Genomic DNA, 13,769 nt, shown 5'->3' on the forward strand with positions numbered 1-13,769 from the left:
GTTACTTCTTTACAGTGGCGGCCGGGCCCCGGTGCGGGGAGAGGCACTTTGAGCTCAACCTCGCGATGGGTGCGGGGGGGGGGGGCGGGGCGCCCGCGCCCCCCGCCGAGGTGGAGACCGCGCTCCGCACACCGACGGACCCGGGGGCGGCGGCCTTCTTCGACGTCGACAACACCGTCATGCAGGGCGCCAGCATCTTCCACCTCGCCCGCGGCCTCTACCGTCGCAAGTTCTTCACCACCCGCGACATCGTCGGGGCGGCCTGGAAGCAGGCCTACTTCCGCGTCGTCGGCGTGGAGGATCCCGAGCACGTCGCCGAGGCACGCAACTCCGCCCTCGCGTTCATCGCCGGCCACACGGTGCAGGAGCTGGAGGAGATCGGCGAGGAGATCTTCGACGAGGCCATGGCCCACCGGATCTGGCCCGGCACCCGGGCACTCGCGCAGATGCACCTCGACGAGGGGCAGCGGGTGTGGCTGGTCACCGCCGCCCCCATCGAGATCGCGAGCCTGATCGCCCGGCGGCTGGGGCTCACCGGCGCGCTCGGCACCGTGGCCGAGCACGTCGACGGCGTCTACACCGGCAGGCTGGTCGGCGACATGCTGCACGGCCCCGCGAAGGCGGTGGCCGTGCAGGCGCTCGCCGACCGCGAGGGGCTCGACCTCTCGGCCTGCTCGGCCTACTCCGACTCCTACAACGACCTGCCGATGCTCAGCCTCGTCGGCGACCCGTGCGCGATCAACCCGGACCCCCGGCTCCGCGCCCACGCCCGGGCGCACGGCTGGCGGGTGCGCGACTACCGCACCGGCCGCAAGGCCGCGCGGCTCGGCCTGGTCGCCGGCGGCGCCGCGACGGGAGCGGTGGTGACCGGCGCCCTCGTCAAGAAGCAGCTGCGCCGCCACCTCCTCTGAGGTCCGCCACCGGCGGCGGGCGCGGGTTCTGCCGTTCCGGTTCCGCTCGGGGAGGTTCGGCCGTAGGATCGGCCCCGGGGGACGCTAGGGAGGGGACAGGCATGACCTGGGTGCGGTCTGACGTCGCGATGGGGCTGGATGCCCTTCGTCGCGCCGTCCTGGCCGCCCTCGAGCCCACTCCCGCGCTCGCCCTCGCCGGCGCCCCGGCGGGCCCGCGCACGAACGTCGGCCGTCCCGGTGCGCACGGATGGCTGCTCACCGAGTCTCGCCCCGAGGGCGGGTCCGGAGACGGCTTCGGCGGCCCCACGACGTACGGCGACGCGACGCTGGCCACCTCGTCGGAGGACTCCCCGGACGAGCGCGAGCGGCTGATCGGCCTCGTCGAGCTGGCTCGCGGCGGCGACGCGGAGGCGTTCGGACTGCTCTACGACCACTACCAGCCGTCGGTCTACCGCTTCCTCTACTACCGCACACGCTCGGTCGTGGTGGCCGAGGACCTCACCTCCGAGACCTTCTTCCGCGCGCTGCGCAACATGTCCTCGTTCCGGTGGCAGGGCAAGGACTTCGGCGCCTGGCTGATGACCATCGCCCGCAACCTCGCGACCGACCACTTCAAGGCCGGGCGGACCCGCCTCGAGATGACGACCGAGGACATGGGCCAGCACGACGACGCGACCGAGGGCCCCGAGAACGCCGTGCTGGCGAGTCTGACCAACGAGATCCTGCTCGAGGCGCTCACCCAGCTGCCCAACGAGCAGCGCGACTGCCTCATCATGCGCTTCCTGCAGGGCCTCAGCATCGCCGAGACCGCAGCCGCGCTCGGGCGCAGCGACGGCGCGATCAAGCAGCTCCAGCTGCGGGGCGTGCGCAACCTCGCCAAGCTGATGCCGGAGGGCCTGCGATGAGCGTCCACCGCCCCGTCACCGGCGCGTTCCGGACCGTAACCTTCGGGACCGCCTCCTCGTTGAATTCGCGAGTCGATGGACGGCTCGCCCACATCCCCACACGAGGACGGACGCTGTGATGCGCGGGAACGCCTGGTCGCGACGCGCCGAGGAGTTCGACGCCCTCGTCTCCGGCAAGGCCGGTGCCGGCGAGGACCACGCCGAGCTGCTCGAGCTGGTCGCCGCGCTGCGTGCCGTGCCGCCCGTGACGGCGCGTCCGGAGTTCGTCGCCTCGTTGCGCACCCAGCTGGTCGCGGCCGCCGAGCGCGAGCCCGCCCGGGTCGACGAGGAGCTGGCCGCCCGGCTCACCCCCCGGCAGCGCCGCGGCTCCCGCGAGCGCCGCCTGGCCGCCGTGGTCGGCGGCTTCGCCGTGGTCTCCGCCACCGGGTCGATGGCGATGGCGTCGCAGGGCGCCCTCCCGGGTGACGCGCTGTACCCCGTCAAGCGAGCGATCGAGAACGCCCAGACCAACTTCCAGGCCGACCCGGCGTCCAAGGCGGAGAGCCTGCTCACCCACGCCGAGTCGCGTCTCGGCGAGGTCGAGAAGCTGACGGCCCGAGGGGCGGACGCGGACGTCATCGCCGCGACCCTCGAGGACTTCACCGTCCAGACCGAGCAGGCGGCCGAGCTCGCGCTCGACGACTACGCCGCGACCGGCAAGGCCGAGCCGATCGCGGAGCTGCGGGCCTTCGCGGCCGACAGCATGGACGTGCTGGCCGCACTCCGGCCGGTGGTGCCGACGTCGGTCCGGCCGGTGCTGATCACCGCCACCCACACCGTCCACCAGGTCGACACCGCCGCGTGGGAGGCCTGCCCGACCTGCGCCGAGGGCGCGGTCACCGAGGTGCCCGACTTCGCCACGCAGCCCCTCAGCGCGGTCCTCAGCGGCAAGATCCCCGACCAGGCGTCGGTGACCCAGCCGGTGCGCAAGGCCGAGCGGCGGGCGCCCGCCAAGGAGACCGAGACCGAGACCGGCCAGGCGCCGGTGTCCCCGGACGAGACGCCCACCCTGCCCGCCGATCCCTCGGACGGCCCGACCAAGCCCGGCGACAAGCTGCGCGACAGGGTCGGCAAGGTCACCAGCGACCTGGGCCTCGGCGAGACGCCCGCGCCCAGCCCGTCCGGCGGCACGACCGACGAGAGCACCTCGCTGACCGGCACCCTCGTCGACGGCGTCACCGGCGTCCTCGGCGGCCTGCTGCGCTGACCGCTGGGGCGGACCTCCGCCCCCGCCTCGTCGCGACGCGTTCCCCACGCCGCGGCGGGCACCCGCGGCGCTCGGTACGCGCGCGGCCGGCGCGCTCGTCGTACGGCGCCGGGCCGGCTAGCGGAAGACCGACTCCCGCTGCACGAGCAGCCGGTAGAGGGTCTGCTGGATCGTCTCGCGCACCTGGTCGGTGACGTCGAAGACCAGCATCGGGTCCTCGGCGGCCCCGGCGTCGTACTCGTCGGTGCGGATGGGCTCGCCGAACTCCAGCAGCCACTTCGACGGCAGCGGCACCAGCCCCAGCGGGCCGAGCAGCGGGAACAGCGGCGTGATCGGGATGTAGGGGACGCCCAGCAGCCGCGCGAGCGACGGCACGTTGCCGACGAGCGGGTAGATCTCCTCGGCACCCACCACCGACAGCGGCACGATCGGCACACCGGTGCGCAGCGCCGCGGACACGAAGCCGCCGCGACCGAACCGCTGGAGCTTGTAGCGGTCGGAGAACGGCTTGCCGATGCCCTTGAACCCCTCGGGCCACACACCGACCAGCTCGCCGCCGCGCAGCATCCGCTCGGCGTCCTCGCTGCACGCGAGCGTGGCGCCGCCCTTGCGGGCGAGGGCACCCACGACGGGGAGCCGGAAGACCAGGTCGGCACCGAGCGGCCGGAGGTGGCGACCGGTGTGGTCGTGGATGGAGACCATCGTCATCAGTCCGTCGACGGGCACCGTGCCGGAGTGGTTGGACACCACCAGGGCGCCCCCGTCGGTCGGGATGTTCTCGACGCCGCGGACCTCGATCCGGAACCACTTCTGGGCGATCGGCCGCAGCGCGGCCATGAAGAACCGCTCGGTGACCTCCTGGTCGAAGCCGTACTCGTCGATCTCGTAGTCGCCGGTCACCCGGCGGCGCAGGAAGGCCAGCATGCGGGCGAGCTGCGGCTCCCACTGGTCGCCGAAGAGCTCCCGGCTCGCGTGCTGGAAGGCGGCGAGCCAGTCGCCGACCGGGATGCCGGCGAGCGGGCCCTGCTCCTGGACGCGCACCGGCGGGCGCCCGCCCGCGGCCGCGGTGGCCCGGGGGGGCGCGGCGGACTCGGCGGACTCGGCGAGCTGGTCGGTCGCGCCACCGGACTCTCCCGCCGGGGGTACGACGACCTCCGCCCCCTCCGAGGTGGCTCGCGGCTCCTCGTGCGCGGACGACCGGTCGCGACCGCCGGAAGCCGGCCGCCCGTTCGCGGCGCGCCGCGGGCTGCGCGGGGCATCGGGCTCGGGGTGGGCCGCCGGCCCGGTGCTCGTCGTACCGGCGTCGGTCGAGGCGGTCGGCTCGGGCGGCGCGGCCGGCTGACGTCCGTCCGGCCCCGGCGCGGGTCGCTTCTTCGCCGCGCCGTTGCCCTTGCCGCCGGCCAGGCCGCGGGCGGCGGCCGACGGCCGGGTGCCCGTGCCGCGGCCCTGTGGCCCGCGGGTGCCGATCGGGATGATCTCGGCGTCACCCATGCGGTCCTCCGGCGACGGTCAGCCGGGCGGGGGGCTCCTCGACCGGCGGGAGCTGGTCGGCGAGCGCGGCGAGCACCCGGTCGGTGCGGTGCGGTGCCGGCGGCAGGGTGGAGACGAACGCCGCGAACGCCTCGGCGGTGGTGTGCTCGGGCGCGAAGCCGAGGACCTCGCGCATCCGGGTGGTGTCCACGCCGCGCCCGTAGGTGAGGAACGCGACGAGCTCGGGCGAGAGGTCGGCGACCCGCGCCGACTTGAGCGTCGAGCCGAGGCCGCCGAAGGTGAACCCGGGCAGGGGCACGGTCACCTTGCCCGCCCGGCGCAGCGCCTGGGAGAGGACCATCAGGCCGTCGCCGGCGATGTTGAAGGTCCCGGTCGTGCCGCGGAGGACCGCGTGGCGCAGGACCCGGTGCAGGTCGTCCTCGTGGAGGAACTGCAGGCGTGGGTCGAAGCCGAGCACCGTGGGCACGACCGGCAGCCGGAAGTACGACGTCAGCGGGCTGACCACCTGGGGGCCGATGACGTTGGCGCAGCGCAGCAGGGTCACCGTCACGTCCGGGCGCCGCCGGGCGAAGCCGCGGACGTAGCTCTCGACCTCGGTGACGTCCTTGCCGTAGCCGCTGCGCGCGGGGCGGCGCGGCTCCATCTCCTCGGTGAACATCGCGGGATCGCGACTGCTGGCGCCGTACGCGGTGGTCGACGACTTCACGACGAGCTGGCGCACCTGCTCGGACTTCTGGCACGCGGCGAGGAGCTGCATCGTGCCGATGACGTTGAGCTCCTTCATCGTGCCGCGTGCTCCGCCGGAGCCCGGGGTGGCGATGACGCTCATGTGGACGACCGTGTCGACGTCCTCGCGGGCGATCACCTTGGCGATGACCGGGTTGCGGATGTCGGCGCGGACGAACGTGACGTCGCCGAGGTCGCCGCGCGGCGGACTGACGTCGACGCCGATCACGCGGTCGACGGCGGGGTCCGTGGCGAGCGTGCGCGCGAAGGTCCGACCCAGGTCCCGGGACACCCCGGTGACCAGGACCGTGCGCCCTGCGCCCATCGCCAGCGAACTCCTCCGGACCTCAGCCGGCGCGCGTCAGGGGCGCCGGCGCGACTGCGTGCCTACTTGCCGAGCTTGCGACGCTGCACCCGCGTCTTCTTCAGCAGCTTGCGGTGCTTCTTCTTCGCCATGCGCTTGCGGCGCTTCTTGATGACAGAACCCACGTGGACCTCTCCAGTCCGCCGGACAGCCTCGCCCGGCGTTGACGTACGACGCTCCGGCGGTGGCCGGAGCACGGCGTCAGCCTATCGGGGCGGTGCGAGGCCGGAAGAATCAGCGTCCGCCGTGGGACGGGCGCCGGTGGGCCGGGCCTCCTCGGGCGCCCTGCCGCCACCCCGGCCCGGCGACCGGGGCGCGTCCCTCCAGCCACAGCCGTCACAGCACCCCGGCCGGTTCTGCCACCTCTCGGGCATTGCAATGGCCGAGAAGTGCGGGAATCACCGGTTGACCGGTGATTCCTGAAGGCTGCCCGCCCACCCGGCCCGACGCGGCCGCCGGCCAGGGTCAGCCAGCGGAGTGGTCAGCCAGCGGAGTAGAAGGACTTCCGGAGGTAGTCGTTGACGTCGTCCTCGGTCACCCGGAACGACCGTCCGACGCGGACCGCGGGCAGGTCGCCGTTGTGGACGAGGCGGTAGACCGTCATCTTCGAGACCCGCATCATCGAGGCAACCTCAGCAATGGTCAGGAACTTGGGGTCCGGTAGGGACTCGGTGCGCTCGCGCGACGAGGGTGCCATGGCCAACCACTCTTTCTGCGCGTCCGTCACCGCCTTCCCCAGCTGTGAATCCTGCGGACGCCTCAGCGGTGAGAATAGGGCCCAATGTGACTCGTGGGGAAGAGATTCACCAATGAAAGTTCTGGGACGCGGCGTGTCCGCTTGACCGACAGGCTCGATCGGTCACGGCAGCGGGTCGAGTCCGTGCAGCGGGAACACCGCCGTCCGGGTCTCGTGGACCACCCGGTCCAGCCAGCGGTCGGGGTCGAACCCCTCCTCCCAGGGCCGGTGGTCGGTGAGCTTGTCGTCGGTCATCCGGAACGGCGCGGTACGGCGCAGCGTCTCGGTCACGTGCGCCCGCCACGCGCCGGGCAGTGGCGTGGTCGGGTCGAGGGGACGGCCGGCCAGCACGGCGAGCAGGTGGCCCCACGCCCGCGGGACCACCTCGACGAGCGCGTAGCCGCCACCGCCGGTGGCCACCCACCTCCCGCCGGCGACCTCGTGCGCCAGCCCGTGGAGCGCGACGTACGCCGCGCGCTGGCCGTCGACGCTCAGCATCAGGTCGGCGAGGGGGTCGGCGGCGTGGGAGTCGCAGCCGTGCTGGGTGACCAGCACGTCGGGGGCGAACTCCCGCAGCAGCGGCGGCACGACGGCGTGGAAGGCCCGCAGCCACCCGCTGTCCCCCGTGCCGGGCGGCAGCGCGACGTTGACCGCCGAGCCGGCGGCGTCCGGTCCGCCGACGTCCTTGGCGAACCCGGTGCCGGGGAAGAGGAACTGGCCGGACTCGTGCAGCGAGATGGTGAGCACCCGGGGGTCGTCCCAGAAGATCCGCTCGACGCCGTCGCCGTGATGCACGTCGACGTCGACGTACGCCACCCGCTCGGCGCCCTGGTCGAGCAGCCACTGGATGCCGACCGCGACGTCGTTGTAGATGCAGAAGCCGCTCGCGCGGTCGGGCATGGCGTGGTGCAGGCCGCCGGAGATGTTCGCGCTGTGCACGCTCTCACCGCTCCACACCTGCCGGAACGCCTCGAGGCTGGCGCCGACGACGTGGGCCGCGGCGTGGTGCATGCCGCGGAACACGGGGTTGTCCTCCGTGCCGAGCCCGAACCGCTCCTCCCCCGGCGCCGGCCGGGCCCCCATCCGCTGGACCGCCTCGATCAGCGCCGGGTCGTGCACGGTGACGATCTGGTCGTCGGTGGCGACCGGGGCGTCGACGCAGCGCAGCCCCTCGGGTCCGATCACGCCCAGCTCGGTTGCGAGCCGGATGGTGAGGTCGACGCGCACCGGCGCCATCGGGTGGTCGGGCCCGAAGTCGTACTCGGTCAGGGTGGGGTCGAACACCACGCTCGACGGCCCGGAGCAGGCGACCTCGTGCGCAGTCATGCCCCGCAACGTACCCGGCGGCCCGGCGACCCTTTCCGGCCGTTCCACCCACCGTCCGGCCGATCCGACCGTACGCTCCGGGCAGCGGCCAGACCTCGGGCGCTGCCCTCTCAGCAAAGGACCCCCCATGTCCCCATGGACCGCACGCCCGCTGCGCGTGCTGCTCGGCACGACCACCGGGGCGGCGCTGTTGGCCGCCGGCCTCGTCGCTGCACCGAACCCGGCGGTCGGAGCGCCCGGGGACGACCCGGCCTGCCCGGCGGCGTACCCCGCGGCCGACCTGGCCCTCGGCCAGCAGGTGACCGGCGCGACGACGGCCGGCAGCTACCGCCGCGCCGGCGTGGAGCACGACTCGCGGGTCACGCCTGAGGCGTTCTCCGGCTTCTACCGCGGCACGATCGAGGACCCGGCCGGGGACCTCCTGGTGTTCGAGCTCGAGGGGTCGCGGATCACCCGCCCGGACGGCACCGTCGACGCCGGGGTCTGGTCCGGCATCTCCGGCTCGCCGCTATACGCCGCCGACGGTCGCCTCGTCGGGGCCGTGTCCTACAGCTTCGGCAGCAACCAGGCCTCGGTGTTCGCCGGGGTGACGCCCGCCGCGGACCTCTACGACCTGCTGGAGCCCGCCGCTCCGGCCGCGGAGCCCACCCGGATCGTGCCGGGCGAGTCCGAGCTCCGGATGCTGGCTCGCCAGGGGATGCCGTCGGCGACCGCGTCGGCCGGCGCGGTGCGGCTGAGCCCCGAGACGCAGGTCGCCGGGCTCGGGAGCCGGCTCGAGGAGCGGATGCTGCGCGCGATCGCCCGGAAGGCGGGGGTCGCCCTGCCCCGGGCCGTCGGCGGCGGCGGGAGCCAGGCGGAGCCGATCGAGATCGTGCCCGGCGGCAACGTGGCCGCAGCCCACAGCCACGGGTCGCTGGCGCTGTACTCCGTCGGCACCGCGGCCGCCGTCTGCGACGGCGTGGTGATCGGCTACGGCCACGCGGACCAGTGGTCGCCCGCGCCGCGGACGATCCACGGCGCCTCGACGGTGTTCGTCCAGGAGGACGGGGCCTGGTCGTTCAAGATCACCAACCTCGGCGCCCCGGTCGGCGAGCTCCTCCACGACAGGCTCAACGGGATCACCGGCCGCCTGGGACCGCTGCCCGACTCGGCGTCGGTCGGCGTGACCACCCAGGGGCCCAAGCCCCGGTCCACGAGCTCGGAGGTCGTGGACCCCGAAGCGCTTCCCTACCTGGTGGCCAACCAGGCCTACCGGGACGCGGTCCTGACCCTGGACGAGTCGGCCGGCGGCGAGGCCACGGTCGCGTGGTCCATCGACTACCTGCGCGCCGACGGGACGCCCGGCACCTTCAGCCGGTCGCAGCGGTACGCGAGCCGGTACGCCGTGGCCGAGGAGGTGCCCAGCGACGTGGCCGGCGACCTCGAGACCATCTTGGCCAACCCGTTCGAGCAGGTCACCGTCACCGGGGTGAGCGTCCACCAGGACGTCTCCCGGGTCTACCGGGCCTACGAGCTGGGCCGGGTCGAGGTGCGCCGGGGCCACCGCTGGGTGCGGGTGCGCGACCGCCAGCGGCTCGTCGTCCGCCCGGGCAGCGTGCTCAAGGTGCGGGTCAACCTCCGCAGCGCCCAGGGAGCCACCGGCCTGGCACCGCGGAGCAAGGCGTTCTGGGTGAGGGTGCCGCGTGGGGCCATGGGCAACGGCGAGCTGGTCGTCCACGGCCACGGCGGCTCCTTCTGGGACGACCCCGAGGAGTGGTATGACGAGGAGGACGAGGGCTGGGAGATCGCCGACACCCCCGAGCCCAGGACCTTCGACGAGATGCTCCAGGCACTCGCGTCCGAGCCGCGGCAGGACCGGGTCGAGGTGACCGCGACCATCCCGGCCCGCACCCGGCTGGTCGTCCGCAGCTCCACGTGGGACGCCTCGGCCGTGGTCAGCGGCAGCCACTCCCTGCGCCTGGCGTACCGGCGGTGACCCGGCGGCCCCCGGGGGGCCGGGTGGCTCCGGGCCGGTGGTGAGCGCCCCCGCGACGGGGCGCTGTCGGAGGCCGCTGGCACACTGCACCGCATGACGATCCGGGCGCTGCTCCTCGACCTGGACGACACCCTGGTCGACCACCGGGGGGCGGCCGACCGCGGCCTTCGGACGTGGCTCGCCGGGCTCGGCCTGGCCGAGACGCCGTCCGACCTCGAGTCCCACGTGGAGCGGTGGTTCGCCCTGGAGGCGCGGCACTACGAGCGCGCCCAGCGCCGCGAGCTGAGCCACGCCGAGCAGCGCCGGGTGCGGATCCGGGAGTTCCTCCCCGGCTGGGACCTCGCCGACGACGCCCTGGCCGACGACGTCTTCGCCGGCTTCCTCGGCTGCTACCAGGCTGCCTGGCGCGCGTTCGACGACGCGTCCGCCGTGGTCGAGCGGGCGCTCGCCGGCGGCCTGAGGGTGGGCGTGCTGACCAACGGCGAGCGCGCCATCCAGACCGAGAAGCTGCGCCGCACCGGCCTGCTGCGCGACGACGTGCCCGTCTTCGCGTCCTCCCACCTGCCGGCAGCGAAGCCGGACCCGCGCGCCTACCTCACCGCCTGCACGGCCCTCGGCGTCGACCCGGCCGCGACGCTGATGGTCGGCGACTCGCTGCGCCACGACGTCGTCGGGGCGACCCGCGCCGGGCTCAGCGCCCTGCTGCTCGACCGCCCGGGGTGGTACGACGCCGACCGCGCCGGCGTGCGCGTCGACACCGTGCGCGGGCTCGACGAGCTGACCTGGGCCGCCGTCGCCCGCTGAGCGACGGTTGTCCTGCGGCGGCGGCTACGAGCCGAGCTCGCGCGACCGGTCGCGCGCCGCCTCCAGCGCGGCGAGGAACGCCGCGCGCACCCGGTGCACCTCCAGCTCGCGCAGGGCCGCCGCCGTCGTCCCGCCGGGCGAGGTGACCTGCTCGCGGAGCACGGCGGGATGCTCGCCGGTCTCCCGCAGCATCGCCGCCGAGCCGACGACGGTCTGCAGCGCCAGCTCGTGGGCCGTGGTGCGCGGCAGGCCAAGGTGCACGCCGGCCTCGATCATCGCCTCCACCACGAAGAACACGTAGGCGGGACCGGAGCCGCTGATCGCGGTCACCGCGTCCTGCTGCCGCTCCGGGACGCGGACCACCCGGCCCACCGACGCCATCAGCTCCTCGGCCTCGGCGAGGTGCGCGTCGTCGCAGTGGGTGCCGGGCGAGATCGCGGCCATCCCCTCGTCGACCAGGGCCGGGGTGTTGGGCATGACCCGCACGACGGCGACCCCGTCCGGCACCCGGGACTCGATGAACGCGGTCGTGATCCCCGCGGCCAGCGACACGAGCAGCTGGCCGGGGCGCAGCGCCGGGGCGATCTCCGCCAGCACGTCGGCCATGTCCTGCGGCTTCACCACGAGCAGCACGGTCTCCGCCGCGGCGGCGGCCGCGGTGTCGGCGGCCACGTCGACGCCGTACTTGTCCTTGAGCTCGGCGGCGCGCTCGGGCCGCTTCTCGACGACGACGAGCTGGTCGAGGCCGCGGCCGGCGCGGATCAGGCCGGAGAGCAGGGTCTCGCCCATCACGCCGGCGCCGATCACGGCGGTCCGCCTCAGGTCACTCACGGTGCTCGCCCCCGGCTCACTTCTTGGAGATCAACGACGTGAGGAACAGTGACAGGTTCTGCGGACGCTCCGCCAGTCGTCGCATGAGGTAGCCGTACCACTCGCCGCCGTAGGGCAGGTAGACCCGCATCCGCTCGCCGGCGTCGGCCAGCCGCCGCTGCTCAGCGGGGCGGATGCCGTAGAGCATCTGGAACTCGTAGCTGCCCGGCGCGCGGCCGTAGCGCGAGGCGAAGGACGTGGCGATCTCGACCAGGCGGGGGTCGTGCGTCGCGACCATCGGGTAGCCCTCGCCGCTCATCAGCACCTTCAGGCACCGGACGTAGGAGCGGTCGACCTCGGCGGGGTCGGTGTAGGCGACCTCGGCCGGCTCGTCGTAGGCGCCCTTGCACAGCCGCACCCGGCTGCCGGGACCGGCGAGCGCCCGGCAGTCGTCCTCCGTGCGGTGCAGGTAGGCCTGCAGCACCGCGCCGGTGCCGGGGAAGTCCCGGCGCAGCTCACGCACGATCGCGAGCGTCGCGTCGGTGGTGGTGTGGTCCTCCATGTCGATGGTGACGGTGGTGCCGGCGCCCGCGGCGGCCCGGCAGATCGCGCGGGCGTTCCCCAGGGCCACCCGCTCGCCATCGTCGAGGCGCAGCCCGATCGCGGTCAGCTTCACCGACACCTCGGCGCGGTCGGCGAGGCCGGCATCGACCAGCCGGGCGAGGAGGGTGCGGTAGGCCTGGACGGTGTCGTTCGCCTGCGCCTCGTCGAGCGTCTCCTCGCCGAGGAAGTCGATCGTGGTCTCGATCCCGTCCGCCGCCAGCTCCCGCACCGCGCGGACGGCGTCGGCCACGTCCTCCCCGGGCACGTAGCTGCGCACCATCGCGGCCGAGAGCGGCAGCGTGGTGACGATCCGCTTGACCGCGGCGCTGCGCGACAGCAGGAGCAGGGAGTCCCGGACGGGTCGCATGGGGCAAACCTACGGCGGCCCGCGTCGCGCCCGTCAGTCGGTACGACGCCGCAGCGTGGCCGCGCCGAGCGCCAGCGCCGCCACGGCGAACCCGGCGACGATGCCGACGTCGGCCCACACCTCGCCGGTGCTCTCGCTCGTCGCGAGGTGCTGCATGGCGTCGACGGCGTAGGAGAGGGGCAGCGCGTCGGAGGTCCACTCCAGGACGGTGGGCAGCCGGTCGCGCGGGACGAGCAGGCCGCAGAGCAGGATCTGCGGCACCACCACGGCGGGCAGGAACTGCACGGCCTGGAACTCGGTGCGGGCGAAGGCGGAGACGAAGAGGCCGAGGGCCGTGCCGAGCACGGCGTCCGCGATGCCGACGACGCCGAGCAGCACCGCCGGTCCCCGCAGGTCCAGGTCGAGCAGCCCGACCGAGACCCCCGCGGCCAGGGCCGCCTGGGCGGCGGCGACCACACCGAAGGCCAGGGCGTAGCCGACCAGGAAGTCCAGCTTGCCCAGCGGCATGGTGAACAGCCGCTCGAGGGTGCCGCCGGACCGCTCCCGGAGCGTGGTCACGCTGGTCACCAGGAACATCACGAAGAACGGGAAGATTGCCAGCAGCGCCGGCCCCACGCGGTCGAACACCTGGGGGGTGGCGTCGAAGATCCACCACAGCAGGGCCTGGAGCAGGCACGGCAGGACCAGCAGCATCGCCAGCGTGCGGTGGTCGCGCCGCAGCTGCACCAGCACCCGCCCGGCGACCGCGAGGGTGACCCGGGCGCTCATGCCGCGTGCCCGTCGACGAGGGCGAGGAACGCCGTCTCCACGTCGGCGGCCCCGGCCCGCCGCTTGACCGCCTCCGGGGAGTCCTGGGCGATGATCCGCCCCTCACGCATCAGCAGCAGCTGGTCGCACCGCTCGGCCTCGTCCATCACGTGGCTGGAGACCAGCACCGCGGTGCCGCGCTCGGCGATCCGGTGGAAGAGCGCCCACAGGTCCCGGCGGAGCACCGGGTCGAGCCCGACCGTCGGCTCGTCGAGCACCAGCAGCGCCGGCTCCCCGAGCAGGGCGACCGCGAGGCCGACCCGCGACCGCTGGCCGCCGCTGAGCCGGCCCGCCACCGCGTCGCGGTGGCTGCCGAGGTCGACCGCGTCGAGGGCCGCGTCGACCGCGGCGGCCGGCCTGCCCAGCACCCGCGCGAAGAAGCGCAGGTTCTCGGCGACCGACAGGTCGTCGTACACGCTGGCGGACTGCGTCTGGTAGCCGATCCGGTCGCGGAGCGGCGGGCTGCCGGCCGGCTCCCCGAGCACGGTCACCCGCCCGCCCGCGACCCGCTGCACGCCCACGACGCTGCGCAGCAGCGTGGACTTGCCGCAGCCCGACGGGCCGAGGAGGCCGGTGACACCCGTGCCGATGCGCAGGTCCAGACCGTCGAGCACCACCCGACCGCCGCGGACGACCCGCAGGCCCGCGACCTCGACCACGTAATTCATCATGTGTTGAATAATGCGCCTGCGAAGGCC

Annotated in this window: 14 protein-coding genes; 5 read left to right on the top strand and 9 right to left on the bottom strand. The window is 74.2% G+C overall.

Annotated features, from left to right (window positions below; translation table 11 throughout):
- Window positions 1-110 precede the first annotated feature (110 nt).
- From ACPOLA_RS10505 to ACPOLA_RS10515, 3 genes are all read left to right on the top strand, one after another.
- Entirely contained in the window at window positions 111-911 is an 801-nt protein-coding gene (locus ACPOLA_RS10505) for an HAD family hydrolase (RefSeq protein ID WP_435770376.1), read from the top strand.
- A gap of 101 nt (window positions 912-1,012) precedes the next feature.
- The gene (locus ACPOLA_RS10510) at window positions 1,013-1,816 is read left to right on the top strand and encodes a sigma-70 family RNA polymerase sigma factor (protein WP_435770377.1); all 804 of its coding nucleotides are present in this window, start codon (window positions 1,013-1,015) and stop codon (window positions 1,814-1,816) included.
- Between the two features lie 118 nt (window positions 1,817-1,934).
- Entirely contained in the window at window positions 1,935-3,062 is a 1,128-nt protein-coding gene (locus ACPOLA_RS10515) for a DUF5667 domain-containing protein (RefSeq protein WP_435770465.1), read from the top strand.
- Window positions 3,063-3,179: 117 nt separating this feature from the next.
- On the opposite strand, the gene ACPOLA_RS10520 is transcribed toward ACPOLA_RS10515, so the two are convergent.
- From ACPOLA_RS10520 to ACPOLA_RS10540, 5 genes are all read right to left on the bottom strand, one after another.
- Window positions 3,180-4,553: a lysophospholipid acyltransferase family protein gene (locus tag ACPOLA_RS10520; protein WP_435770378.1), complete on the bottom strand. Its 1,374-nt coding sequence runs from the start codon at window positions 4,551-4,553 to the stop codon at window positions 3,180-3,182.
- Window positions 4,546-5,604: an NAD-dependent epimerase/dehydratase family protein gene (locus ACPOLA_RS10525; protein WP_435770379.1), complete on the bottom strand. Its 1,059-nt coding sequence runs from the start codon at window positions 5,602-5,604 to the stop codon at window positions 4,546-4,548. Before ACPOLA_RS10525 ends, ACPOLA_RS10520 begins: the two co-directional genes overlap by 8 nt.
- Before the next feature lie 62 nt (window positions 5,605-5,666).
- The gene (locus ACPOLA_RS10530) at window positions 5,667-5,768 is read right to left on the bottom strand and encodes a 30S ribosomal protein bS22 (RefSeq protein ID WP_008356322.1); all 102 of its coding nucleotides are present in this window, start codon (window positions 5,766-5,768) and stop codon (window positions 5,667-5,669) included.
- Between the two features lie 356 nt (window positions 5,769-6,124).
- Window positions 6,125-6,340: a helix-turn-helix domain-containing protein gene (locus ACPOLA_RS10535; RefSeq protein WP_435770380.1), complete on the bottom strand. Its 216-nt coding sequence runs from the start codon at window positions 6,338-6,340 to the stop codon at window positions 6,125-6,127.
- 162 nt (window positions 6,341-6,502) lie between these two features.
- The gene (locus ACPOLA_RS10540; protein WP_435770381.1) at window positions 6,503-7,705 is read right to left on the bottom strand and encodes an acetoin utilization protein AcuC; all 1,203 of its coding nucleotides are present in this window, start codon (window positions 7,703-7,705) and stop codon (window positions 6,503-6,505) included.
- Window positions 7,706-7,832: 127 nt separating this feature from the next.
- On the opposite strand from ACPOLA_RS10540, the gene ACPOLA_RS10545 reads away from it, so the two are divergent.
- Window positions 7,833-9,680: a hypothetical protein gene (locus ACPOLA_RS10545; RefSeq protein WP_435770382.1), complete on the top strand. Its 1,848-nt coding sequence runs from the start codon at window positions 7,833-7,835 to the stop codon at window positions 9,678-9,680.
- A 93-nt stretch (window positions 9,681-9,773) separates the two neighbouring features.
- A complete protein-coding gene (locus ACPOLA_RS10550; protein ID WP_435770383.1) occupies window positions 9,774-10,484 on the top strand; it encodes an HAD family hydrolase in 711 nt (236 codons plus the stop codon).
- A gap of 24 nt (window positions 10,485-10,508) precedes the next feature.
- On the opposite strand, the gene proC is transcribed toward ACPOLA_RS10550, so the two are convergent.
- From proC to ACPOLA_RS10570, 4 genes are read right to left on the bottom strand one after another with little or no spacing between them, the layout of a single operon-like run.
- Entirely contained in the window at window positions 10,509-11,315 is an 807-nt protein-coding gene (gene proC, locus ACPOLA_RS10555; protein ID WP_435770384.1) for a pyrroline-5-carboxylate reductase, read from the bottom strand.
- Window positions 11,316-11,331: 16 nt separating this feature from the next.
- Complete coding sequence (locus ACPOLA_RS10560; RefSeq protein WP_435770385.1) at window positions 11,332-12,264, bottom strand: proline dehydrogenase family protein; 933 nt, start codon at window positions 12,262-12,264, stop codon at window positions 11,332-11,334.
- A gap of 33 nt (window positions 12,265-12,297) precedes the next feature.
- The gene (locus tag ACPOLA_RS10565) at window positions 12,298-13,032 is read right to left on the bottom strand and encodes an ABC transporter permease (RefSeq protein WP_435770386.1); all 735 of its coding nucleotides are present in this window, start codon (window positions 13,030-13,032) and stop codon (window positions 12,298-12,300) included.
- Window positions 13,029-13,742 (bottom strand): ABC transporter ATP-binding protein, encoded by a 714-nt coding sequence (locus ACPOLA_RS10570; protein ID WP_435770387.1) that lies wholly within the window; start codon window positions 13,740-13,742, stop codon window positions 13,029-13,031. Before ACPOLA_RS10570 ends, ACPOLA_RS10565 begins: the two co-directional genes overlap by 4 nt.
- Window positions 13,743-13,769 lie beyond the last annotated feature (27 nt).

The sequence above is a fragment of the Nocardioides proteolyticus genome (assembly GCF_051280635.3).
In the GTDB taxonomy this organism is placed as follows: Bacteria; Actinomycetota; Actinomycetes; order Propionibacteriales; family Nocardioidaceae; genus Nocardioides.